Annotated in this window: 21 protein-coding genes, 1 tRNA gene and 1 other RNA gene; 11 read left to right on the top strand and 12 right to left on the bottom strand. The window is 51.1% G+C overall.

From position 1 onward, the window contains the following. Positions 1-26 precede the first annotated feature (26 nt). Entirely contained in the window at positions 27-806 is a 780-nt protein-coding gene (locus C1752_RS04930) for a 4'-phosphopantetheinyl transferase family protein (protein ID WP_110984921.1), read from the top strand. A gap of 90 nt (positions 807-896) precedes the next feature. Here C1752_RS04930 and atpC read toward each other — a convergent pair whose 3' ends face one another. After that, positions 897-1313 carry an ATP synthase F1 subunit epsilon gene (gene atpC, locus C1752_RS04925; RefSeq protein ID WP_110984920.1) on the bottom strand — a complete coding sequence of 139 codons (417 nt, stop codon included), beginning with the start codon at positions 1311-1313 and terminating at the stop codon, positions 897-899. Positions 1314-1323: 10 nt separating this feature from the next. Next, the gene (gene atpD / locus C1752_RS04920) at positions 1324-2781 is read right to left on the bottom strand and encodes a F0F1 ATP synthase subunit beta (RefSeq protein ID WP_110984919.1); all 1458 of its coding nucleotides are present in this window, start codon (positions 2779-2781) and stop codon (positions 1324-1326) included. Positions 2782-3117: 336 nt separating this feature from the next. Between atpD and C1752_RS04915 the strand changes: the two genes are divergently transcribed. The 5 genes from C1752_RS04915 (at position 3118) to C1752_RS30190 (ending at position 6879) form a co-directional block, all read left to right on the top strand. Continuing rightward, positions 3118-4344 (top strand): DNA methyltransferase, encoded by a 1227-nt coding sequence (locus tag C1752_RS04915; RefSeq protein ID WP_110984918.1) that lies wholly within the window; start codon positions 3118-3120, stop codon positions 4342-4344. A 297-nt stretch (positions 4345-4641) separates the two neighbouring features. Further along, positions 4642-4767, top strand: a complete 126-nt coding sequence (locus C1752_RS29660) for a hypothetical protein (protein WP_274704474.1) — start codon at positions 4642-4644, stop codon at positions 4765-4767. Between the two features lie 78 nt (positions 4768-4845). Continuing rightward, positions 4846-4922 (top strand) — tRNA-Met (locus C1752_RS04910). 124 nt (positions 4923-5046) lie between these two features. After that, entirely contained in the window at positions 5047-6501 is a 1455-nt protein-coding gene (locus tag C1752_RS04905; protein ID WP_110984917.1) for a YcjF family protein, read from the top strand. Positions 6502-6588: 87 nt separating this feature from the next. Next, positions 6589-6879: a pirin family protein gene (locus C1752_RS30190; RefSeq protein ID WP_158535022.1), complete on the top strand. Its 291-nt coding sequence runs from the start codon at positions 6589-6591 to the stop codon at positions 6877-6879. Positions 6880-6911: 32 nt separating this feature from the next. Here the strand turns inward: C1752_RS30190 and C1752_RS04895 are convergent, their stop codons facing one another. Beyond that, positions 6912-7823: a DUF5996 family protein gene (locus C1752_RS04895; RefSeq protein WP_110984915.1), complete on the bottom strand. Its 912-nt coding sequence runs from the start codon at positions 7821-7823 to the stop codon at positions 6912-6914. A 146-nt stretch (positions 7824-7969) separates the two neighbouring features. Between C1752_RS04895 and C1752_RS04890 the strand changes: the two genes are divergently transcribed. After that, positions 7970-9322 carry a GTP-binding protein gene (locus C1752_RS04890; protein WP_110984914.1) on the top strand — a complete coding sequence of 451 codons (1353 nt, stop codon included), beginning with the start codon at positions 7970-7972 and terminating at the stop codon, positions 9320-9322. Here C1752_RS04890 and C1752_RS04885 read toward each other — a convergent pair. The 3 genes from C1752_RS04885 to C1752_RS04875 form a co-directional block, all read right to left on the bottom strand. Next, positions 9297-9707: a hypothetical protein gene (locus tag C1752_RS04885; RefSeq protein ID WP_110984913.1), complete on the bottom strand. Its 411-nt coding sequence runs from the start codon at positions 9705-9707 to the stop codon at positions 9297-9299. The two genes, C1752_RS04890 and C1752_RS04885, sit on opposite strands and share 26 nt — an antisense overlap. Before the next feature lie 142 nt (positions 9708-9849). Then, positions 9850-10353, bottom strand: coding sequence for a pentapeptide repeat-containing protein (locus tag C1752_RS04880; RefSeq protein WP_233501342.1), 504 nt, complete (start codon positions 10351-10353; stop codon positions 9850-9852). Continuing rightward, complete coding sequence (locus tag C1752_RS04875) at positions 10331-11251, bottom strand: o-succinylbenzoate synthase (protein ID WP_110984912.1); 921 nt, start codon at positions 11249-11251, stop codon at positions 10331-10333. Before C1752_RS04875 ends, C1752_RS04880 begins: the two co-directional genes overlap by 23 nt. A gap of 219 nt (positions 11252-11470) precedes the next feature. Here C1752_RS04875 and C1752_RS04870 point away from each other — a divergent pair, with 219 nt between their 5' ends. Continuing rightward, positions 11471-12904, top strand: a complete 1434-nt coding sequence (locus tag C1752_RS04870) for an isochorismate synthase (protein ID WP_110984911.1) — start codon at positions 11471-11473, stop codon at positions 12902-12904. A gap of 36 nt (positions 12905-12940) precedes the next feature. Here the strand turns inward: C1752_RS04870 and C1752_RS04865 are convergent, their stop codons facing one another. Continuing rightward, entirely contained in the window at positions 12941-13297 is a 357-nt protein-coding gene (locus C1752_RS04865) for a phasin family protein (protein ID WP_110984910.1), read from the bottom strand. 47 nt (positions 13298-13344) lie between these two features. Beyond that, positions 13345-13441, bottom strand: an RNA gene (gene ffs / locus C1752_RS04860) — signal recognition particle sRNA small type. 107 nt (positions 13442-13548) lie between these two features. Here ffs and C1752_RS04855 point away from each other — a divergent pair. After that, positions 13549-14871, top strand: coding sequence for a cytochrome P450 (locus tag C1752_RS04855; RefSeq protein ID WP_110984909.1), 1323 nt, complete (start codon positions 13549-13551; stop codon positions 14869-14871). Between the two features lie 706 nt (positions 14872-15577). After that, positions 15578-16408, top strand: a complete 831-nt coding sequence (locus C1752_RS04850) for a class I SAM-dependent methyltransferase (protein WP_233501341.1) — start codon at positions 15578-15580, stop codon at positions 16406-16408. Here C1752_RS04850 and C1752_RS04845 read toward each other — a convergent pair. The 4 genes from C1752_RS04845 to C1752_RS04830 all read right to left on the bottom strand — a co-directional run bounded on the left by C1752_RS04845 (position 16405) and on the right by C1752_RS04830 (position 19840). Further along, positions 16405-18630, bottom strand: a complete 2226-nt coding sequence (locus tag C1752_RS04845; protein WP_110985077.1) for a DEAD/DEAH box helicase — start codon at positions 18628-18630, stop codon at positions 16405-16407. The genes C1752_RS04850 and C1752_RS04845 overlap by 4 nt on opposite strands. 85 nt (positions 18631-18715) lie before the next feature. Further along, positions 18716-18916: a hypothetical protein gene (locus tag C1752_RS04840; RefSeq protein WP_146242271.1), complete on the bottom strand. Its 201-nt coding sequence runs from the start codon at positions 18914-18916 to the stop codon at positions 18716-18718. Between the two features lie 238 nt (positions 18917-19154). Continuing rightward, positions 19155-19586, bottom strand: coding sequence for a type II toxin-antitoxin system VapC family toxin (locus C1752_RS04835; RefSeq protein WP_110984907.1), 432 nt, complete (start codon positions 19584-19586; stop codon positions 19155-19157). After that, positions 19583-19840 (bottom strand): YlcI/YnfO family protein, encoded by a 258-nt coding sequence (locus C1752_RS04830; RefSeq protein ID WP_110984906.1) that lies wholly within the window; start codon positions 19838-19840, stop codon positions 19583-19585. The genes C1752_RS04835 and C1752_RS04830 overlap by 4 nt, the downstream gene beginning before the upstream one ends. Positions 19841-19974: 134 nt before the next feature. Here C1752_RS04830 and C1752_RS04825 point away from each other — a divergent pair, with 134 nt between their 5' ends. Continuing rightward, a complete protein-coding gene (locus C1752_RS04825; protein ID WP_110984905.1) occupies positions 19975-22494 on the top strand; it encodes a dynamin family protein in 2520 nt (839 codons plus the stop codon). Positions 22495-22511 lie beyond the last annotated feature (17 nt).

Below are 22511 nucleotides of genomic sequence, written 5' to 3'. Positions count from 1 at the left end.
AACCAAGGGGCGCGGTCAGGAGAATCATGGTGCAGAGACAGGAATGGCAACTCACGACGGGTGTTCCCCCACTAAAAGCCCAGGAAGTTCAAGTCTGGAAGCTGTCATTAGAGACCTCTGCATCAAAGCGCGCTGAGCTATGGTCAACCCTTTCCCTAGACGAGCAAGAGCGAGCCAAACGATTTATCCACGTCCACGATCAACAGGGATTCGTGGTGGTACGAGGACAGCTTCGCTGGCTGCTGGCAAAGCATCTGGAGATTGAGCCCGCCGCCGTGCAGTTCAGTTATGGCGACAAGGGTAAACCAAGACTCGCAGCGGACAGCAGACAAGCCCTAGATCTCAGATTCAATCTTTCTCATTCTCATGGGATAGCGTTGATTGCAGTGACGGTCGGCCAGGAAATTGGGGTTGATCTCGAACAGATCAGCACTCGGATAGACTTCGAAGGGATTACGCAGCGATTTTTGACTTGTGGAGAGCAAAAGGCCCTCTTCAATCGACCAGAGACAGAACGATGCGCAGTTTTTTTTCAGCTCTGGACCCGCAAAGAAGCCTGCATCAAGGCGTTGGGAGGCAGCATTGCACAGGGCTTAGAGCAATTTGATGTATCGATGGGCTTAGATCAGACCCGCAATACAGTCCCCACTACAGAGGGTGGGAACCTGCCCAAAGCGCTGATCCTCCAGGACCTCAAGCCAACGGCAGGATACGTCGGGGCATTGGCGACTTCTTTTGTGCCCGACAGCCTCAATCAGTACGTCTTAAATTCTCCTGCTTACTCAGGAGAATCAGCACAGTCGTGAAGCATCATGCTGTAAACAGTGGAAGGCAACATTTCACAAAAAGCCCCGCCATTGGCGGGGCTATAAAATGAGACCAGTTCTCAAACCTAACTAGATTTGTACAACTTCTCCTGAAGCTTGCAGACGGGCACGGGCACGCTTGAATGCCTGCTTAGCGTTGAACTGCTCTTGACGATCTTCGCCTTGCTCAGACTTTTTCAGACGCGCATCTGCCTCTGACATGGCCTTGCGAGCATCGTCGCGGTCAATAGTATCGCCACGCTCTGCTCCGTTAACGAGGATGGTGACCTCGTTATTTTCAACTTCAGCAAAGCCGCCCATGAGTGCGATCGCAACCCAATCTTTCCCCGGTCGCACCCGCATGACGCCAATCTCTAGCGCCGATAGCAGCGGTGCGTGACCCGAGAGAATGCCTAGCTGACCCGTTGTACTGGGGAGAATCACTTCCTCGGCGGAAGAATCCCAAACGGTTTTATCGGGTGAAACAACCCGGACAGTAAGTGTCATTCGCTTTCTCCTAGTTGGCTTCGGCGTTCATTTTCTCGCCCTTGGCGATCGCTTCGTCAATGTCGCCGACGAGGTAGAAAGCCTGTTCAGGCAGCTCATCCAAGTCACCGGCCAAAATCTTCTGGAAGCCAGCGATGGTCTTTTCGAGAGACACGTACTTACCCGGAGAACCGGTGAACACCTCAGCCACGAAGAAAGGCTGTGAGAGGAATCGCTCAATCTTACGAGCCCGGGCCACAACCGTACGGTCATCTTCAGACAGTTCATCAAGGCCCAAAATGGCAATGATATCCTGCAGCTCTTTATAACGCTGCAGCGTAGACTGAACCGCCCGCGCCGTATCGTAATGCTCGCCACCCACAATTGAAGGCTGAAGCATCGTAGAAGCTGAATCCAATGGATCCACCGCAGGGTAAATACCCTTAGAGGCTAAGCCACGAGACAGTACCGTAGTTCCATCAAGGTGAGCAAAGGTAGTGGCCGGTGCCGGGTCAGTTAAGTCATCCGCAGGCACGTAGACGGCTTGAATAGAAGTAATAGATCCTTCTTTTGTCGAGGTAATCCGCTCCTGCAGGTCACCCACGTCAGTACCAAGAGTAGGCTGGTAGCCCACCGCAGAGGGCATCCGACCCAAGAGCGCAGAGACTTCTGAACCCGCCTGTACAAAGCGGAAAATGTTGTCAATGAACAGCAGTACGTCCTGCTTGCTCACGTCACGGAAGTATTCAGCCATGGTTAGAGCAGAAAGACCGACGCGCATTCTGGCTCCGGGCGGCTCGTTCATCTGGCCGTAGCACAGCGCAATCTTAGAGTCGTTGAGATTATCTGGGTTGATAACGCCAGACTCCATCATTTCGTTGTAGAGGTCATTTCCTTCACGGGTGCGCTCGCCCACGCCGCCGAACACCGACACTCCACCGTGATTCGTCGCAATATTGTTAATCAGCTCCATCATGATGACGGTCTTGCCCACGCCAGCACCGCCGAAGAGACCAATCTTGCCGCCGCGACGATAGGGGGTCAGCAGGTCAATCACCTTGATGCCGGTCTCAAAGACAGAAGGCTTGGTTTCAAGCTCTGTTAGCTTCGGCGCGGGACGGTGAATCGGAGATGTCTCGTCTGTGCCAACATCACCTTTCTCATCAACAGGTTCGCCAAGCACATTAAAGATTCGACCCAGCGTAGCTTTGCCCACAGGAACACTGATAGGCGCGCCGGTATCAACAACTTCCATACCGCGAACAAGGCCATCAGTGGCGCTCATTGAAACCGCTCGCACTTGGTTATCACCCAAGAGCTGCTGGACTTCACAGGTAACGGAAACGTCATTGCCTGCGGAGTTCTTGCCGCTAACCTTAATTGCGTTGTAGATCCGAGGCATCGTGCCGCTTGGATATTCAACGTCTATAACTGGCCCAATAACTTGTGAGATGTAACCAATATTTGTCTTTTCTGTGGTGCTGACCATGCTCGCGCCTACTAAGTGGATGTATCGATAGAGCTGCCACAACAAGCAGCTTTGCGGATAAAAACGCCACTATCCAAATTATCATTTAACCGGTACAACGTAAACTTTCTTTGCGGGCTTTGGCAACAGTCACCCACCCGGAGTCTCTGTCTGCGATAGGCCCACAGCGGGGCGTCACCAGAGCTATTGCAGATAACTTTTCACAGAGGCTACCAGCACCCAGCCGTTGAAAGCCGCTCTGCTATAGTCACGGTCCAACGCTTTTTATATGCCACAGAGACAGCCAATAGATTCCACAATCGTCACCTGAAATAACCCTTGAGTAAAATCGCCAACATGGTTGCTGCCGAAGACCGCGCGTTTCACGCTTGGTATCGGTTTGTGCTGTCCTTTCCGCCCCATCTAGTAAATGAGTATCTAGAAAAGTTTGGTTTAGAGTCCCAAAGCATCCTTCTAGATCCGTTTTGCGGTACCGGAACAACAATTGTCGAAGCAAAACTCAGAGGCATTAGTGGGGTAGGCATTGAGGCCAATCCTGTCGCCCATCTAGCGAGCGTTGTCAAAACAACCTGGGATATTGACCCGCATCAGCTCATGGTTCAAGCCCAGCAAGTCGCAATGATGACGGCGGAAACGCCAGTGTACCAATCAGAGACGGCGCTGCGTACACTGCCTGCTGAGACCCTAAAGCTGCTGCTGAATAACTCTATTAGCCCTCGACCACTCCACCGGGCGCTGGTGCTGCTAGGAAGTCTCGAACAGCAGGTCGAGAGTCCATATTTTGATCACTGGCGAGTTGCGTTTGCCAAAGCCATTGTCAAGCACTGCAGTAATCTTCATTTCGGGCCAGAGGTGGGCGTCAAACGCAAAAAGCGCGAAGATGCACCCGTGATCAAGCACTGGCTAGCTGAGGTCGCCGCGATCTCAGAGAATCTACAAATGGCACCTGAATCAAACGCTCAAACGACTGTCTATCACGCCGATGCTCGGGACGTTGCTCAATATTTGCAGCCCCAATCGATTGATGCAGTCTTCACCTCACCGCCCTATCCCAATGAAAAGGACTACACCCGCACGACTCGTCTAGAAACGGTTCTGCTCGGCTTCATTAAGGATGGAGAGGATCTCAGAAACCTAAAAAAGGGGTTGCTGCGATCCAACAGCCGCAATGTCTATAAAGAAGATCAAGATGATGTGTGGATTCAAAATCATCCCAGCATTCTTGAGCTGGCCGACCGCATTGAAGCTCGTCGCATTGAGCTCGGCAAAACCTCAGGATTTGAAAAAAAATATCCGCAGGTAACTCGGCTCTATTTTGGCGGCATGGCGCGCCACCTTGCTTCACTACGGCCTTATCTAAAACCGGGAGCGAGGCTGGGTTACGTGGTCGGTGATCAAGCCTCCTTTTTACAAATCATGATTCGTACAGGCCAGCTCCTTGCAGAGGTCGCAGAAGGTTTGGGCTACCAAGTGGAAAGCATTGATCTCTTTCGTACCCGCCGCTCCAGTAGAACAGAGCAGCACATGCGTGAAGAAGTTGTTGTTCTCCGTTGGCCGGGATAGGAAAGCTCACTCGCTTTTGCGCTTTTGCATCTTCCTCAAGAGGAACTTGTCTTCGGCATCCTGCCTGCTCAGCAAGGAAAGGATAGGTGGCCTACTGTTTCTATAATTTAGGTACGATCATCCCGGTCCCTTTTCGAACAGGGCGAAAGAGCAATGACCAAAGAAGAATTTCAGCGACAGATAGAGCAAATGCTATCCGTGCAGCTGTGCAGCGCAGCTTGCAAGAATCAGATCTCAGACGAGCTGAGCAAATAGAGGCGCTCAAAGAACGTCAGTGTTCAAACGAATGGACAAATTATGCAATTGGTTCAGCTCATGACTATTCAAGGGCAGCGGCTGTCACTGGTGACAGAAGCCCTGGGGTTGCAGAATGGTCAGATTGAAGAAATCTACGGGCGGCTCGGAACGCTAGAAAATTCTTAGGGTTCCTGATATTCAGATAGGCACAAAAAAACAAGTGGGCAAATTTGCAACTTTGTGGCTATACTGTTTAAGCGACGACGCGGGGTAGAGCAGTCTGGTAGCTCGTCGGGCTCATAACCCGAAGGTCCATGGTTCAAATCCGTGCCCCGCCACCAAGCACGAACAGCCCCAGGAAAGCTAACTTTCCTGGGGCTGTTCTTTTGTGACAAACCCTGCGATTTCGGGCTAATTTCTGCGAGAATGGCGATGAGAATATACCCATACGAGAGGGGTCCAGGTATGTCTGCCCAAACAAAACAGCGTCTGATGTGGGGAGCGGGGGCCATTATCTTTGCCCTGTACTTCTTAATACCAGATGAGCGCGGCTTCTCTGACTTTATGGTCACGGGCCTTGTCTTGGGGCTGGGCATTCTGGCGGTGTGGCTGAAGGTCGGTCGCAAAGAGATTGCGCCTCTGGAGACGGCGGCGGTAACGCGTCAGACGGTCCAGAAAACGTTTGCCAAGACTGAGACGCTGATTGATCATCTAGAAGAGATGGTGGGTGAAGCAGCAGAATCCTGGAAGCCACAGTTGACAGAGGTAAAGACAGGTCTGGAACGCGAGACGCTCCAGCTCACGGTGATGGGCAACAGCGGTGTGGGCAAATCCACTGTTTTGGATCTGCTTAAAGGGCAGTTCAATTGTGGCTTTAGCGAAAGCAGCCAGTTACTGACTGAAGCAGTGCCCCCTGCCAATGCTCTAGAAACATTGGGAACGTTTAAGCAGCTTCCGCAGCCCCTCTCAACGGCGGACGTGGTCCTGTTTGTGACTCAGGGCGATCTGACACAGTCAGAGTTCCAATGTTTGCAGGCTTTAGACGCATACCAAAAGCAGATGCTGGTGTTGTTCAATAAGCAGGACCAGTATTTGCCTGCTCAGCGGACAGTCTTACAGGAAAAGATTAAGCAGCAGTTGCAGGGTGAAGAATCTGTTGTTGATGTGGTTGCGATCGCATCCCAGCCCAACCCCATAAAAGTCCGCCGCTACCAAGAAGACGGTTCCTATCACGAAATCCTGGAAGCTCCCGAGCCAGATATCAAAGCTCTAACGCAGCGACTCAATCAGATCATCGCTGAAGATACCGAACAGCTCATTCTGCAGCAAACATACCAGCAGACCCTGAGCCTCCAATCTGAAATTCAAGTTCAGCTCAACCAAACTCGTCACGAATTAGCGCAGCCAATCATTGAGCGCTACCAGTGGATTACGGGAGCTACCGCCTTTGCCAACCCCGTTCCGACATTGGATCTGTTAGCCGCTGCTGCTATCTCCGGCAAAATGGTAATGGATTTAGGTAGTCTTTACCGGCTCAAGTTTTCGGTCAATCAGGCCCAAGCGATCGCCAGCACAATGGCTAGCGCCATGCTGAAGCTCGGTTTAGTAGAAATTTCAACCCAAGCATTGAGCGCTTTACTAAAGGGACATGCCTTCACCTTCGTCGCGGGCGGCTTGCTCCAGGGCGTTAGTGCAGCTCATTTAACCCACGTAGCGGGTCTCAGCCTAACAGAGCATTTTCAGGAGCTAAATGCGCTGGAATTAGTATCACCAGAGAGCAACTGGCAGCCAGAGAAGCTGAAGAAAACGATGGAAAGAGTATTTGTCGCGCAACAGCAGCTTGAGGGACTCAAAGATTTCTCCCAGAAGGCAATTGGAAGATTCCGCCGTCAGGGTGGGTTATTAGAATCGGCAACATAATCCAGCGAACATATCTAGCCCAATCCATCAGCTTATTGAGCCTCCTATCAAAGACTTGGGAGGCTTTATGATCAAAAAGAAGTCCCGATTGGCGAGAAGTACGGTCAACTTCGCCTCATTGGTGCTCACGATGGCCGCCACGGCGCCGTCAAAATTTCTCAGGATGTCGATCTATACACCGCCATACTCGAACCAGAAGACAGAATTGGCTACCAAATTTCTCCCGAGCGGTATGCCTGGGTGCAAGTTGTACGAGGCATTATTTCTCTTAACGGGGAGGAACTTCGAGAGGGCGCTGGCCTTCAACTGACAGCCAGCAAATCTTTGGAGATTCAGACTCAGATTGGAGCGGAAGTTTTGCTGTTTGACTTAGCCTAAGCGCGTCCAAACTTTACGTATGGAACCTCTGTCTACTTAAAGCAAGTTTGCCGTAAGGCTGTCTGATCCCAGTTCGCTAGACTCGCTGCTGCCTCATAGGTGCTCTGGAGAAACGCTAGCAACATCTGCTCGGGTTCTTCCGCCTCACACACCGAATCATAGGGAAGAATGAACTCTCCTAGGGATTCATGGAAGAAGGCTGCTTTAGGCTGAACCGAGACCTCACCGAAACCTTCTGGAGTGGGATAAGCATAGGAATAAAAGGCAGGATAGCCTAACCCCAGCCCCGGCCAGAAACCAGCGCTGCTCACCTCTTGCGAATAGGCTTCTTTAGCAACCGCATCAGGCAGATTAGGAACGCCGCCGGGATGTTCTGGCGCTGATTTTCCTGAGAACCGCGTCACCGCAAGGTCAAAGCTGCCCCAGAAAAAATGCACTGGACTGACCTTGCCACTGAAGTAGGAGCGGAATTCACGAAAGACCCGCTCACTCTGGAGCAGTACTCGCCAGCACCGATTAGCATATTCGGCATCATAGGCGCTGTGGGTATCATCCTGCTCAAAAGGAATGGGGTCGGCAACTTCGTTGGGAGTCGTATTAATCTTGATGTTGATATCAAGAGCCGCAAGGCTCGCCATCAGGGCTTGATAAAAATCTGCGACCGAGCAAGGTCGCAGCTCAAGGCTCTGCGTCTGCCCCTCGATAGTTGCTATTTGTAGCTGGTGATCGATAAAGTCAAAGTCTATCTGAAAGACACGGCTACCATAGGGAATCGTGCCAGTGGTTAGCCCCCGCGCCGTAAGATATAGCGGTACATGCCAGGAGTGATTAATCCAAGGGGTCTGTACCAATCGGACTTTGCCCACAATCTGAGTCCACATGTGCAAGGTAGCGTAGGTCGCTTGCCAAGCATCCAGGGTCAGACTCGGCCAGTAATTAGACATAACATTCTAAATAATGGAAAGTGTCAGATCGTCTATGCTCTACCATGACCACAACGACTGAACTCAATCACAGTGTAGATCATCAGCTCAACGTCAACAGTCTGCAGAATAAGACCATCAAGCTAGCCTCTAACTGATCCAAATCAATGCCAATCGCCAATCAAGCTACAGACTGGCAAACAGCCCTGCAAGATCGCGCGACACAAAGCCTCCAGCAGATGATTCAAGATCATGGGCAACTGCCACTAGAGCTACAGTCAGAGCTGCAAAATCAGCTTGGGGTACTCACAGGTCTACAGAACAAGCTCAGTCAAAATCTAATCCAAATTGCGGCCTTTGGCTTTGTCAGTCGCGGGAAATCCGCTGTCCTCAATGCCCTCTTTGCCGAACCTATCTTCCCGGTCGGACCACTTAATGGCGAAACTCAGTGGCCTCGCTCGGTGCGCTGGTCCCCAACCCTGGCTGAGATAGAGAATGCCAGCCTCCAGATTGAGCTAATCGATACCCCCGGCCTTGATGAAATCGAAGGCCAGGGCCGAGCGCAGATGGCCCGTGATATTGCCAGTACTGCTGATTTGATTCTGTTTATCGTGGCCGGAGCACCCACCCCAGAGGAATTAGCGGCGCTCGGAGAACTTCGACAGGTTCAGCGGCCCATATTAATGGTGGTCAATAAGGCTGATCTGTACCCGAATCTGCAGCCAGAGACAATCTACGAAAAACTGGCGAACCTACAGCAGGTGCTAACGTCCAACGAAATTCTGCTCACAGCAGCAGCCCCAGCCCCCGTTCCAGTACGTTCAGAATGGCCCGATGGTCGCTCTAAAGAAGACTGGGAGGTGCCGCCCCCCAATGTGGAATCTCTGCGCCAGCGTTTGTTGAAACTGCTCAATCAAGAAGGACGTGGATTGCTGACGGTGAACGCCCTACTCCAGGCAGAAGGTATTGAGCAGGAGATTTCTCAGCGGCTTGCGGAGAATTATTCTAAGTCGGCTGAGGCGCTGATTGGAAAATTTTTGGTGGTTAAGGGAGTTGCGATCGCACTTCTCCCCTTCCTCTTTCTCGACCTACTCGGATGCGGCCTCTTTGATCTCTTACTAGTGGGTGCATTAGTAAGGCACTACGGCCTACCCACCAGTCGCTATCGCGTCGATCAGATTTGGCAACGACTCTTCTCAAATATAGGCAGTATTCTACTCATAGAAATAGTGAGCGGCATTCTTTTTGGCCTCGGGGGCGATGCCGCCATTATAGATAATGCAGGAAACCTACTGCCGCTCGTGAGCGGTGCGATTGCCCAGGCTGGCGTCGCCGCCTACGGCGCTCAAAAAATCGGGCAGGCAACTCAAACCTACCTAATCCAAGGTGCAACCTGGGGGCCTATCGGACCCAGCACAATCATTTATCAGATGCTCCAAGCCCTCAAGCCAGACATGCTTCTCTACCGACTGCGGCAGAACTTGACGCCGCTCCCTATCGAATCCGGCGCGCCAAATTAGTCTCGCAGTCAACCTCGCTATTGGCGAGAATGATCTCAAAGATAGGCATTGCTACTTCAACTGGCTGATCGTAACGGCGGGTAAACTCTGACTCCACAAGCTGCCGTGCTCGATGGGCTTGAGCTGTACCATTGCGTTCAGAAACAATAACCAGATATTGGGCCGCTCGTGATGCCGCTTCCATACGGTCGTTGCGATCCATTGCCACATGGAACAAGCGCCAAGATTGATTCGCATTGCTCACGAGTGAAGGTCGCCGGATAATGCCCTGCGTAATCGCTCCTTCATAGTTAATACGGTAGGGACTGCAGCTCTTAGCTTCGGCAGGCTGGATCGCCAGCGGCAGCAATAGGCCCAATAGCCCCAGCAGATAAAACGGTTTCATAATTTTGCCTCCCCACAACCTAAAGATTGCTGACTGTCAAAGAACTTGAACAGATGCCTTCAATATTCCGCAGGGGCCTCGTTCATGCAACTTTGCTCAACATATCTTGACTGAAAGGGATGACAAGCAACCAGGGTTTATGCTAGGGGCGTGCCTCAATTCCATTCGGGAGCGTTGCCTTGTCAAAACTCCCAGCACGACCAAACTGATCGCCACCTTCAATCACTGCATCGGTAAGCTGAGCGCCATTCAAAGTAGCACCTGTAAAATCAACAAAGACTAAACTGGCACCCGTGAGATTAGCATCAGAGAGATTAGCACCCGTTAAATCAGCCAAATTGAGATTAGCATTCGTAAGATCGGCTCCCTGCAAATTAGCCTTCCTTAAATTCGCAGCAGCTAAATCAGCACCCGTTAGATCGCACTTTGAGCAACGTCCCGATTTCAGAAGCTTTTTCACATGATCAGGATTCTCAGCTTGGGCCACTGAACCCAACAGCAACGGAAACAGGGTTAACGCCAGCAATGCTCGATAGTTCATGGAATACTCTGCAAATCTTTCTTGGATTGTAAAAGACTTTGGAACGTTGCAGGCGGTCAAAACTTCAGGCGTATCAGAGCCGTTAATCTGCGAACCAGTGGTCAAGACCAAAGCCGACCGCTCGGGTTGAGAGGGTCGCAGCTAACTGGAGACAAGCGTGACGACCGATTTCCGTTTCAAAAACTGAAGAAAAAACGGCATCAATGGCGTGGGTTTGGCAAAACTGCCGCAGTTGCTGTGGATATCCTGAGATCGCAGGCTTAATTACAAAAATCCCCGGCCAGCCTTTTTCATAGCAGTGGATGAGCTGCGGTAGGGTGGCAACGGACTCATCTAAAGCAATGGGAGTGGTGTACTGCTTGCTCAACCGGAGCATATCTTCAAACTGGTTAACCGGCAGGGGCTGCTCTAGGTACTCAATATCAGAAGTGGGTCGGGAACCGTCACATATCTCTAACCACTGTTGTGCGGTTTGAGCATCTAATCCTCCGTTGGCATCTAGGCGAAGCTGAGCAGACGGAGGGAGTTCTGATAGCAAAGTTCGGCATAGATCTTGTTCGGTTGCAAGGCTGCTAACGCCAATTTTCAACTTGTAGGTGCGATAGCCCCGCTTCCACAAAGCAGGCCAAGCCGTTAGTGCAGCTTTTCCTGTCGGCAGGAGAGCGCTGTGGAGTAAAGCCTCTTTGTTCTCAGATGCTGCTGGCCGATGACTGAGGGACTCCAGGGCTGAACCAAAGCCAAATTGGCAGGCCGGTAACGCTTCGGAGATAGCCTCTAGTTCATGCAGGGAAAAGCGAGCCGGGAGGTGACGACAGAAATACAGGGCTTCTTCCAAAGTCTCTGAACCAAACCAGGGCAGGGGCGCAATCTCCCCTTTTCCCATACGTCCTCGCTCATCTTCAAGCTGCAGCAGGATTCCGTCTCGCTGAGACCAAAGGCCATGGTGGGTCCGTAGGGCCTGCTTAAAACGTCTTTGATAGGGTTGGAAGGAAAGCCGAAACATAATCGGTGCTGAGATTGAGTCGTGATTGTGGCGTTATGTATGCCATCCGCCCGCTGCCATGCGGGGATGCCCCTTTCAATGGTTAGATGGATAGAGTAAGTATATTTCCCTGGGGTTAGACTGTGGCCGTTACAGGTCGGTCTCGGATATTGTTCAGCAACCTGTACGAGCATCCTCTTGATCCCGCTGTTTTAACAAACCGTTGTCAAGCTCTCTTTCATGACCGTTACCCCGTTTCCGGCAAAGCTGCTTCAGGACCGCAAGTCACTGCATGAGCTGTTTGTAGCCTGTCAAGCGACGGCTCGGCGCAAGGAACATGCCCAGGTTGTTAGCTTGTCTCTAGCCATTCCTGCGGTTGACCCACTGGCGGTCCTGGAACGATTGCGGCAGCCAGAGCATCTGCACTTTTACTGGGAGCAGCGATCGCAACAAATCGCCATCGCCGCAACGGAACCGGTTCTGCAACTACAGATAGACGGCCCGCAGCGGTTTACGCAGGCACAGCGGTTTATTTGTACATCATTAGTGGATACGGTCACAGCAGGAGCTTTGGATTTGCCCTGTGCGGGTCCGCACTTTTTCTGTAGCTTTACTTTTTTTGACGAGACGCAGCGAGAGACGCGGCTATTTCCGGCGGCGACGGTGTTTTTGCCCCGTTGGCAGGTGGCACGGGTCCGGGACCAGGCGGTATTGGTTGCCAATCTTTTGGTGGACGCTCAAACCAATCTGGTGCAGCTAACAGACGAAGTTTGGCGACAGTGGCAGCAGTTGCGCTCTCCTCAAACCAACGGAAGAGGGACGCTGCAGTCTGCAAAGTTAAGTTCGCCTGTAGCTGCAGATTATCCAGTCCTGACCGAGACCGAGCGGTTTACGACTGCTGTGAAAAACATCTTGCAGGATATTGAAGCGCAGGGTTTGCAAAAGCTAGTCCTGGCCCACACTCTAGATGTGACGGTTCCTGAACCACCGCCGTTGGGTCATGCTCTAGCGACTCTGCGCGATCGCTACCCCGACTGCTATGTGTTCTCGGTGAGCAACGGCAAGGGGCAGGCGTTTATGGGGGCTAGTCCTGAGCGGTTGATTGAACTTTGCGATCGCAACTTAGTCACCGACGCCCTCGCCGGATCCGCCCCGCGCGGCCAAAATCTAACAGAAGATACGCACTTAGGCACTCAACTGCTGGGCAACCCTAAAGATAATCATGAGCATCAGGTGGTTCTTGACTTTATCCAAAACTGCCTTTGGGAATTGGGCATTCAGTCGCAGGTCTCTTCTCCGCCCCATTTGCTACAGCTCCCCAACATCCAGCACTTACGCACATTGGTCACGGCCAAAATCCCGCAGAATTTGCACCTGCTAGAGATTTTAGAGGCGCTGCATCCCACCCCAGCCGTGGCAGGCGCACCCCAGAAAATTGCCCAGCAGCAAATCCGCAAGCATGAGACCTTTGAGCGCCATCTCTATGCGGCCCCCATTGGCTGGGTCGATCACCAGGGGAACGGAGAATTCACGGTGGGGATTCGGTCCGCGCTCATTGACGGCTGTTTAACCCGACTCTACGCAGGTGCGGGGATTGTTGCCGGCTCTGATCCGCAGCGAGAACTAGCCGAAATCCAGCTCAAGCTCCATACGCTTTTGGATGCGCTGGTATAAAGCCATCCCTCTCGAATATCAACCCTGGAAGAATTACTATTTATCGTCCTGCAGGCGGCGGAATTCGTCTTCTAGATTTTGCACTTGCTGATGCAGATCATTTACATTCTGCTCTGGCTCATCTTCGACCTGAACATCAATGACCTGGGGCTTGCCTGAATAGGTATCTTTTGGCGCACTAGAAGAGCCACCTTGGCCTTGATTTGTCAGACTATCGAGCCACTGCCGTGATTCTTCGGTGGTCATTTCACCCCGACGGATCATTTCGTCAGCAAGTTCTTGCGCCCGCTTCTGCAGGTCCGAGATCTGATCGGTGGCCTGCTCTCCGGCATAGGAGATAGCTCCAACGCCCAGATAGAATGCTTTTTTAACAAGATCTTGAAAGTCAGCCATGCTCAAAACTCTATGTGGCGATGTGGTGAGAACGGACCTTAAACCAAGGTGACCCGGAGTCCACGCCTATCACAAGCATCCCGTATTGCTGCTACCTTCCGGTCCTGACAAGATTGAGGCGTTGCGATCGCATGGGTCCGAGTCACCAAACAGTCTAACATCGTTAACTCCCCCAGTGCAGCCTATCGATCTTTTGAGCGATCGCTCTAGACTTCGATACACTGAATCCATCCTTACCGGGCGTTTAATCTATGCCTTCAACACTCCCCGCCGCCATCGCTCCCAGCGGCTACCCTCAACGGAACCATACGAAGGCGCTCCGCCAAGACGCTTTGGGATACATCGAATACATCGCAGGCCAGGGCGATTTCCTGAAAATTCCGTTCCCCCTAGTACCCACCTATTTCGTCAACCATCCTGATCTGATTCAGGAGGTGATGGTCAAACAGTCCCGCAGCTTTCATAAACCCTTCGGCATTAAATACACAGCCAATCAGCTCTTTGGCGACAATCTATTCACCAGCGACGGTGAACTCTGGAAAATATTGAGATCGACCCTTCAGCCTGGTTTTAGCGTTCCACGTCTCCAGAACTACGCCAAAACAGCAATTGGCTACACCCGACAGATCGTAGATCGCTGGCAACCGGGTGAAACAGTAGAAATCACCGACAACATGATGGAGCTAACGCTTCGCACCACAACCCAGTGTTTCTTCGGCATGGACCTCTACAGCAGCAAGTCGGGAGAAAACCTGCTCCGCTTTATTGAACTTTTTTTCAAGCGGATTAGCTCCGTTCCAACCCCTGCCTGGGTTCCTATACCTAGCAACCGAGAGCTGAAGAAGTTGCTCAAAGATAGAAACGATTTTTTCCTGCCCATCATCGAAGAGCGCCGCACCTCAGGTGAAGACAAAGGCGATATTCTCTCAATGTTAGTTCAGGGCCAGAAGGCTGACACAACGGGATACATCACCGACATGCAGGTGTGTAACGAAGTCAGCAATCTATTTGCAGCGGGGTATGAAGTCACGGCCTACAGCCTAGCGTTTACGCTCTATCTACTGGCTCAACACCCAGATATAGAGGCACGTCTACGTGACGAAATTGCTCGCGTCCTGGGTACACGCGAAATTACTGCAGAAGATTTAGAGCAGATGCCTTATCTGGAGCAAGTGCTACAAGAATCAATGCGCTTGCTTCCAGTAATCGCGTTTGTAGGCCGTCAATCCATTGAACCTGTGACTATTCAGGGACACCACCTGCCGAGCAGAAGTATGATCGTTGTCGCACCTTGGACACTGCATCGCCGTGCTGATATTTACCCAGAGCCATTGACGTTCAACCCTGACCGCTTTGCTGACGGCAACATCTCTAAATCAGCTTATTTACCCTTCTCAGGTGGGCCAAGAGCCTGCATTGGTCAAGGCTTCGCCATGATGCAGATGCGAATTAACTTAGCCATGATTTTGCAGCGCTATCGCCTGAGCCTGCCGTCAGATTACGTGTTTAAGCCTATTTTCAATTTCAATACCCGTCCCCAAAATGGGCTGCCGATGGTTCTAAAGGCCGTTTAGGTTTGGCCTGCCGCCCCAGCTTGCGGAAAAAAAGCCCAGGGGTGAGTTTCCCTGGGCTTGATCATGTTGTGGTATGTGAGGTATCGGTACCTTATAGATTAGGGGCAGCTCCTGAGGACGACATGAACGACACATGAGAGCTGCACGAATTTCTCCAAAAACAAAAAAGGGGAGACTGTAGCAGACAAAAAAAGCCCAGGGGTGAGTTTCCCTGGGCTTGATCATGTTGTGGTATGTGAGGTATCGGTACCTTATAGATTAGGGGCAGCTCCTGAGGACGACATGAACGGCATATGAGAGCTGCACAAATTTCTCTAGAAATAAGAGGGAAAGACTTTAGAAGCAAAAAAGCCCAGGGAAAATTACCCCTGGGCTTGATCATGTTGTGGTATGTGAGGTATCGGTATTTCATATACTAGAGACCCGTTCTAAAAGAAATATGAAATGAGTCTGAGAAAAACTTTCCTTAATTTATAAGGTGCAATATCTGTTTTCTTGTCGCTTGTCGTATCTGCACTTGAAACATTGAAATACAGCATTACACGTATTGATTAGGATATAAAAATGGCTGACCCCCATCTATGCGAAAGAAGGGCTGTCCCAACTCAGCCGGGTACTGCTATAAGCGGATGTATAGCAGGCGAAAAGTTATCCAAAAGATTCTCTGGCACTAGACCACAGCGCGTTTCTACTCAGAGCCATCAGTATGGATAAAGAAAAACTGATGGGCCTGATCAGCAGCTACTCGGGTAGAGAATTAGAGCAGCGAAAGAGCTGGTATTCTCCGGCGGCAGAGGCTTATAACCAAGCAAGGCCCAGCTATCCGCAGGCTGTAATTGAGCAGGTCATTGAGATCGCCCAGTTGTCTAGAGAGTCTAAGCTTCTAGAAGTAGGCTGTGGCCCCGGCACCGCCACGTTGAGTTTTGCAGCCCTGAAATGTCCGATGCTCTGCTTGGAGCCGAATCCTGACTTCTATCGGCTGGCAGTCAATAACTGCCAGAACTATTCGCAAATCGAGCTTCAGAACACATCATTTGAGGAATGGGATTTACAAGCAGAGCAGTTCGACGCGGTTGTGGCCGCTAGCTCCTTTCACTGGATTCCGGCAGAGGTGGGTTATCAGAAGGCGGCCCAGGCCCTCAAACCCGGTGGCTCTCTGATTCTGCTGTGGAATAAGGAACTTCAGCCCAGTCAAGCTGTCCACCAACACTTCTCTAGAATCTACGCAGCTCATGCGCCAGAGCTCGATCGTTACGAGGATAAACCCACGCAGCTCAAAATTTTAGACAACTTGGGACAAATCGCACTTGATTCAGGCCACTTTGACAAGATAAGTCCTGGGTATGTCGAAGTTTCTGTAATCCATACAGCCGAACAATATTTAACGCTCTTGCAAACCTATTCGCCTTACCTCAAGTTAGAGTCGCAGCGGCGGGACGCCTTATTCCAAGAATTGCGAGGCTACATAGAAAGGCATTTGGATGGCCGCTTGCCACTATCACATCTGTCTGCTTTCCACATTGCTCAAAAGCGTTAGATCGATTCCAATAATTCCTCTAGCACACTCCAGGCCCCTTGGGCATCGAGGTGGCTGGCGGCGTAGTTGCGACAGAGCAGGTCGTCACTGAGAAAGCGGTCGTACTTATCGTTGCGTTTGTTTTTGACGGCTGCCGCTAGCTCCACTGGATCAGCGGGGCCTTGGTTGAGGAGCTCTAAGAGATGAGATCGCAACCCTTCCCCATCCAGACCATTTACCTTCAGCGTCACCCCTTGGTTCTGCACCTTCAATCCTCGATCCAATAGCTGTACAAACAACGTGTTCGTAATCACGCTCCCCCGCCAAGGGAATAGCAAAGTACTACGGCCATCTTCCAGGGCCTGAGTCTGATGCAGGCCCTGGTCGCGAAACTGCTGCCGCGCCGTCTGCAGCAAATCACGGGCCGTTTCATCTAGAAACCCTGGAATCTGATCCGAGAGATAGATTTTATACATGGTTTGACGCAATCTATCATGTACAAAACCGCTAGAACCTCCAAAATCTGGGGCTTTACCGGAGGAGGCTCCGATCACTTCAACTTTGCCTCGGTGTTCATCGACGCTCATCACTTCCCAACGGCGACCGGCAAAAATCAGAAACATTCCCTCGACCAAAGGCGACCGAACCGGCAAGGAACCTAGAGTTCGGCCATCTGAGACTAGGTGGTATTCGTCTTGGGTGGCGAACGCTGTATAAAACGTATAGTGATTAACCTGTTTTTCGCCTTTTATACCGAGTAGAAGCAAGCCATCCTGACTTTGCTGGATCAGATCGTGGTGGCCGAGGGTCCGCAGCAGCTCCATAAAGATATCTTGATCGACGGCGGCAAAGGGGCCTGTACGACAGAGGAAGTCCCAAGCCTGGTCCGGTCTGACGCCGCTTTGCTGAGCAATCAAAGACAGAAGCTGCTGAATGAGGGTCGAGAGCTGCAGGCGTCCGATGATGGGGGGCTCGAACCAGCCTTCTAGCAAAAGTGTGAAGATTGCGATCGCCTGCACCAAATCAAAATACAGGCTGTTCGTAATCGGCGTACTGGGCGTTACCTCCGGTTCTGAAATGTACACCCGCATAATGGCAGACTCCCCCGCCCGTCGGCCTGAGCGTCCCAAGCGCTGACAGGTACTCGCCACTGAGCTAGGCGGACCCACCTGAGCAATAGACTTCACCGAACCCACATCAATGCCCATTTCCAGCGTCATTGTACAAATGACATTGGACGGTCGATCTTCTGCTTTGAGGGCATCTTCCGCTTCTTGGCGTAGCTCCTTAGCAAGACTGCCGTGGTGGGGCAAAAACTCATTGGGCACCCGCCGCTCAATGGACATATATCGCAGCAGATCGGCATACCGCTCCACCTGACGACGGCTGTTGATGAAGATCAGGTTTTTATCGCCCCGCAAAGCTTTGAACAAATCACCCGCAATTGCGATCGCATCCGCAGAAGGCTGCAGATCCATTTCATCCTTGGGTACTTCATCTACATCGTCGTCATCTTCAAACGCAGGCTTTACATACCCTCGGATCTGTAGCTTGATGTCCTGATCTTTGCCGCCTGACTGAATGAGCTGTACGCCATCACCATGACCGGGCCGTAAGAACTCAGCAGCCAGGGACATATCGCCCAGCGTTGCACTCAGGCCCACGCGCATGACCCGCTTACCCACAACAAGCTCCACCCGATGCATCAAGGACTGCATCTGTCGGCCTCGCTCAGAGCCAATGAAGGAATGCATTTCATCAATGACGATGTACTGCAGATCTTTAAATAGCTCGGCAAGCTGCGTGCCTCTGAGTACAAATAGAGCTTCTAACGATTCAGGGGTAATCAGAACCACTCCAGCAGGGTTTTCTAGGACGCGCTTCTTTTTCCCAGAGGCGATGTCACCATGCCAAGCGTTGACTGGAATCCTTAAGCCTTCTCCGATTTCTGCCAGCCGTCGATGCTGGTCGTTGATGAGGGCCTTGAGGGGACTTAGGCCAATGACCTGGATACTTTTACCGGGATGGGTGACGAGTTGAGAAAAGACGGGTAGAAAAGCGGCTTCAGTTTTACCCCCTGCGGTAGCGGCGGTGATGATTACATCAGATTTGCGAGATAGAATCGGGGAGACGGCGGCGTCTTGGATCGGTCGAAGTCCCGGCCAGCCTTGGGCATAAATCCAGCGCTGAACCTGTTCGTGGAGCTGGTCAAAGCCGGTGTTTTTGGATGTTTGGGCGACCATAGGGGTTTTGAGAGTTGCGATCGCCTCCACTAAAACCTATTTCAGCCATTAAATAAAGGGGCAAAGTGTGGAGAGTGACATTGTGCTAAGGCATCAGTGCCGAGCGTAAGAAGCAGAGACCAAAATAATACATCACAAAAATCACCACCCCCAGGATGCAAATGCCATACCAGAAGCTGCCGGGCGCTGTCGCTCGATAGGTTCTGAAGTTATGCTTACCTTTCAAAACGCCTGACTGAATCGAGAGCATCAGCTCTCGCAGCCCGACGGTTGCAAGGACAATCATCCAAATTCCTACCAGTAGCAGTATTGCCATGCCTTCGCAGAATCAGTGTTGACTCCAGTATTCCCAAAGTGTGTTGAGATGGATGTTCTAAACTTTGTAGGGTAATAATCTCAAACAAAGGCTGTACTTGCCCCTCTCTATCGCTCCGTAATCGATCAAACCGCTTCATAGCAGGTTCGTTGTGGTGACTGGAATTGTCGTAGTGAGTGTGAAATGAATGCGTGGGTTCCAGATGCATCTATGAGTACTCTGGCAAAAATACGCGATCGAAGGGCTGCTTTCGATACCGTCGGTACAGATTAAAATCGCTATCTAGCGTTGCAATGGCAGAGATATCTAGGCGCTCAGAAAGTGCAACGAGAGTTAAATCTGCAAAGTCACCCGGTAGATCTGCATACTGAGCATTCAGCTCCGCAATCCGACAGAAGTCCTGGGGGAGTAGCGTTGCACACTCATAAATTTCCTTCGCAACATCGAGCAAGAATTCATTCTGGGTTTGCCACTGGGCACTCAGCAGCCACATCACTTCAGTGATGTAGCTTGGCGTTGTCAGTAACCGGCTAGTGCATTGCTCAAAAAAGGTACACACAGACACATGATGATGATCGCTGGCGCTATAGTACGCGAACAAAATACCGCTGTCGATCAAGATGACCGGGTGATAGGTCACGAATGGCGATTTTGTAAATAGTTTGCGATCGCTTGCTTTCGATTGGAGCGTTCAGAGCGATCTGGCGACGCATCCGTTAAGAGATGCTGAGGATGTCCACCTCGCCGCTCCACGATTGTCTTACCCAGTTGCAAGCTCAGCCAGCGCTCACGAATGAGCCGTTTAATCAGGTCGCTGCGATTAGCATTCGTCTCATGAGCTAACAGCTCAGCAAGCTGTCGTTCAGTTTCTTCATTGAGTCTGACCGTAAGCATAGAGCACCCCTTGCACTACTTGTATGACAAGTATAACGACTAATGGATACAGCACAGATTACTGTCTGATTATCAGAAGTGTAGGGGCACCCTAAAGGCAACTTAGACCTCCTCGCGTTCTTGCCTCTATTCCTATGACTCAATCTGTTGATACGAATCTGAACCTCCAAGATCAAGTCCATCAGCTTTTAGAGCTAGCCTATCAAGAGCCAGATTTACACTCACAGGATGTTTCCGCAATTCAAAGCTCACTCCGCAAAGCTGTGTCGCCCACCTTTGAGATTGTGTTTGCAGGCGCTTTTAGTGCTGGGAAGTCAATGCTAATCAACGCTTTGCTAGAGCGCAAGTTGCTCTACAGCGCGGAAGGGCACGCAACGGGGACAGAATGCCAGATTGCCTACGCTGAGCAGGGACAAGAGCGAGTAATCCTTACTTTTCTGAGTCACGTTGAAATCTTTGAACAGGCTCGACTCCTCATTCAGAGTCTAGGCTTTATGATCGATGGCACCGTTGTAGGAGATCTCAAAAGCGTACAAGCAACCTGCCAACAAGTCATTCAAGAAGAAGGCGGAGAAAGTCGTTCAGACAGAGCGAAACGCGCTTCTGCTTTAGACCTCTTAATTGAGGGATATATGCATAACGAAAACTATATCCAGCCAGAAGCGAATGCGACCTATCCGATGGAACATTTCAGTTTCTCAACGCTTCAGGAGGCAGCTGGCTATGCCCGTAGAGGAGCTAACAGTGCAGTTCTTAAGCGAATTGAGTACTACTGCCATGACGAATTACTGAAAGACGGCAACGTTCTGATTGACACGCCTGGAATTGATGCTCCGGTCAAAAAAGATGCTGAACTGACCTATGACAGGATCAGAGATCCAGATACGTCTGCTGTAGTCTGTGTCTTGAAGCCTGCTGAAACAGGGGAACTCACCACAGAAGAGACAGAGCTACTGGAAACGGTTCGCTCTAATCCTGGGATTCGCAATCGCGTTTTCTACACCTTCAACCGCATCGATAAGACTTGGTACAACCCTCAACTGCGCCAGCGCCTAGAATCGATTCTGCACAAACAGTTCCAGAATAGCGATCGCGTTTATCAAACCAGTGGTCTCTTAGGATTTTACGGTAGCCAGATTAGAAAGACAGATCGGAGCAATCGCTTTGGCCTCGACACGCTATTTGCAGAAGAGATTAAAGGAAGTAGCGCTCAAGAGGAAGCGCCCCTGTTCGTCACTGAATTCAATAACTACTGTGCCACTTCTGGCAAGCTGATCGGCAGTCCCTTCCGGCCAGAAGCGAGAGGCTACGAGCGCCCGAATGAAAATTACGTACGGATTCTCACAGAGAACGGCACCCCGCTGATTGAGCAATTGGTTAAAGACAGCGGCGTCGAAAACTTCCGCAGCGCGATCACCCGCTATCTAACGGAAGAGAAGCGACCTCAACTGTTTGCAGCGCTGGTTGATGATCTTTCACCGCTTTGCCAAGGTTTGCGCCAAACCTATATCGAGACTTGGCAGCACTTCGATAGCCAGCCCCGTAATGTGGAAGCGATTCAAGAAAAAGAACTCCGTCAAATTAATCCAATCCTTAAAAAGATTGGCGATGCTCTGCAAACGCATCTTGAGCAAGAACTCACCCAGATCGCAGCCAGCAAAAATAATCAGGCTTTTGAAGGCAGCTTCATCAAGCTTCAAAGCCGCATGGTGAAGCAGCTAGATGAGTTACTAAGCAGCTTTTTGGTTGCCAGTGTTCATGAACAGGCCCAAGCGACCCACAAGCGCCATGCTGTGGTGCCGTTGCTGGGCATCTTGGCAGAAGCCTTTTATTATCTAGCGGATGGTCTAGAAGAAACTTTAGTTGATGCATCGCAAGAGCTGGTCGTCTGTTTTTTCCAGCATCTGAAGGAAAAGATTCAGCAGCAGGACTATTACAGTGAACTGCTAAGAGTGCTAGGCAGCGATAGCGGCATTGAGCAACAACTCACAAAACTGCAGGAACAAGCCTGCCATGCCATTCGCAATGAAGCGAAGGTGGAGTGCGATCGCTATGTCCGTGAACAGCCCGATTTCTATGCTGAGGGTACCGTTTCAGTTTGGCAGCTTCGGCAAACCCTGCAGCAAGCCTGCGGTGGCTATGACTACCAAAGCATGGTAGATGCTGAGCCTGCCATTCGACAACTACTGAAGCTAGATTTTGAGCAAAAGGTACAAAAAACAGTGATGACCGCTTTTCGGCCAACGGTGAATACGACCTTGATCAATCATCTGTTACCAGTTGCTCAGGAACTGGCCGATAGTATTCTGCAGCAGCAACAAAAGGCCCGTCTTTATTTGGCAAAAACGTTGGCGGCAGAAGCTGAAGAAACACTCAAAGAAAATCAGCGGAGGCAAGAGGCGGTCCGTCAAAAGATTGAGGTCTACAACCAGTCCATCACCAGCGTTAAACAGTCTCTGGGAATCATGCCGCTCGGAGAACAAAGCCAAAAGCTGCCCGAAATTCAGGAGTCAGATTTAGCGTTAGTTCCTGCAATGACTGCTTCTTTAGGTGACATCGAGCCGGAACTATCACTCAATGGCGTAGAAGCCTCACCGGCTGTCATTTCAGAGTTGGTGACTACGGGACAAAACGGCTGGCAGAACTCAAGATAGCACTAGATTCCACCACA

Source organism: Acaryochloris thomasi RCC1774 (genome assembly GCF_003231495.1).
Taxonomy (GTDB): Bacteria; Cyanobacteriota; Cyanobacteriia; order Thermosynechococcales; family Thermosynechococcaceae; genus RCC1774.
This window is presented reverse-complemented; position numbering and strand designations above follow the sequence as displayed.

Coding starts and splice junctions, on each gene's coding strand:
- C1752_RS04885 (WP_110984913.1), bottom strand. CDS start 9,707: ATGAAACCGTTTTATCTGCTGGGGCTATTGGGCCTATTGCTGCCGCTG.
- C1752_RS04825 (WP_110984905.1), top strand. CDS start 19,975: ATGACTCAATCTGTTGATACGAATCTGAACCTCCAAGATCAAGTCCAT.
- C1752_RS04875 (WP_110984912.1), bottom strand. CDS start 11,251: ATGTTTCGGCTTTCCTTCCAACCCTATCAAAGACGTTTTAAGCAGGCC.
- C1752_RS04905 (WP_110984917.1), top strand. CDS start 5,047: ATGTCTGCCCAAACAAAACAGCGTCTGATGTGGGGAGCGGGGGCCATT.
- C1752_RS04865 (WP_110984910.1), bottom strand. CDS start 13,297: ATGGCTGACTTTCAAGATCTTGTTAAAAAAGCATTCTATCTGGGCGTT.
- C1752_RS29660 (WP_274704474.1), top strand. CDS start 4,642: ATGCAATTGGTTCAGCTCATGACTATTCAAGGGCAGCGGCTGTCACTG.
- C1752_RS04895 (WP_110984915.1), bottom strand. CDS start 7,823: ATGTCTAATTACTGGCCGAGTCTGACCCTGGATGCTTGGCAAGCGACC.
- C1752_RS04870 (WP_110984911.1), top strand. CDS start 11,471: ATGACCGTTACCCCGTTTCCGGCAAAGCTGCTTCAGGACCGCAAGTCA.
- C1752_RS04930 (WP_110984921.1), top strand. CDS start 27: ATGGTGCAGAGACAGGAATGGCAACTCACGACGGGTGTTCCCCCACTA.
- atpC (WP_110984920.1), bottom strand. CDS start 1,313: ATGACACTTACTGTCCGGGTTGTTTCACCCGATAAAACCGTTTGGGAT.
- C1752_RS04840 (WP_146242271.1), bottom strand. CDS start 18,916: ATGATTGTCCTTGCAACCGTCGGGCTGCGAGAGCTGATGCTCTCGATT.
- C1752_RS04855 (WP_110984909.1), top strand. CDS start 13,549: ATGCCTTCAACACTCCCCGCCGCCATCGCTCCCAGCGGCTACCCTCAA.
- C1752_RS04890 (WP_110984914.1), top strand. CDS start 7,970: ATGCCAATCGCCAATCAAGCTACAGACTGGCAAACAGCCCTGCAAGAT.
- C1752_RS04850 (WP_233501341.1), top strand. CDS start 15,578: ATGGATAAAGAAAAACTGATGGGCCTGATCAGCAGCTACTCGGGTAGA.
- C1752_RS04915 (WP_110984918.1), top strand. CDS start 3,118: ATGGTTGCTGCCGAAGACCGCGCGTTTCACGCTTGGTATCGGTTTGTG.
- atpD (WP_110984919.1), bottom strand. CDS start 2,781: ATGGTCAGCACCACAGAAAAGACAAATATTGGTTACATCTCACAAGTT.
- C1752_RS04830 (WP_110984906.1), bottom strand. CDS start 19,840: ATGCTTACGGTCAGACTCAATGAAGAAACTGAACGACAGCTTGCTGAG.
- C1752_RS04845 (WP_110985077.1), bottom strand. CDS start 18,630: ATGGTCGCCCAAACATCCAAAAACACCGGCTTTGACCAGCTCCACGAA.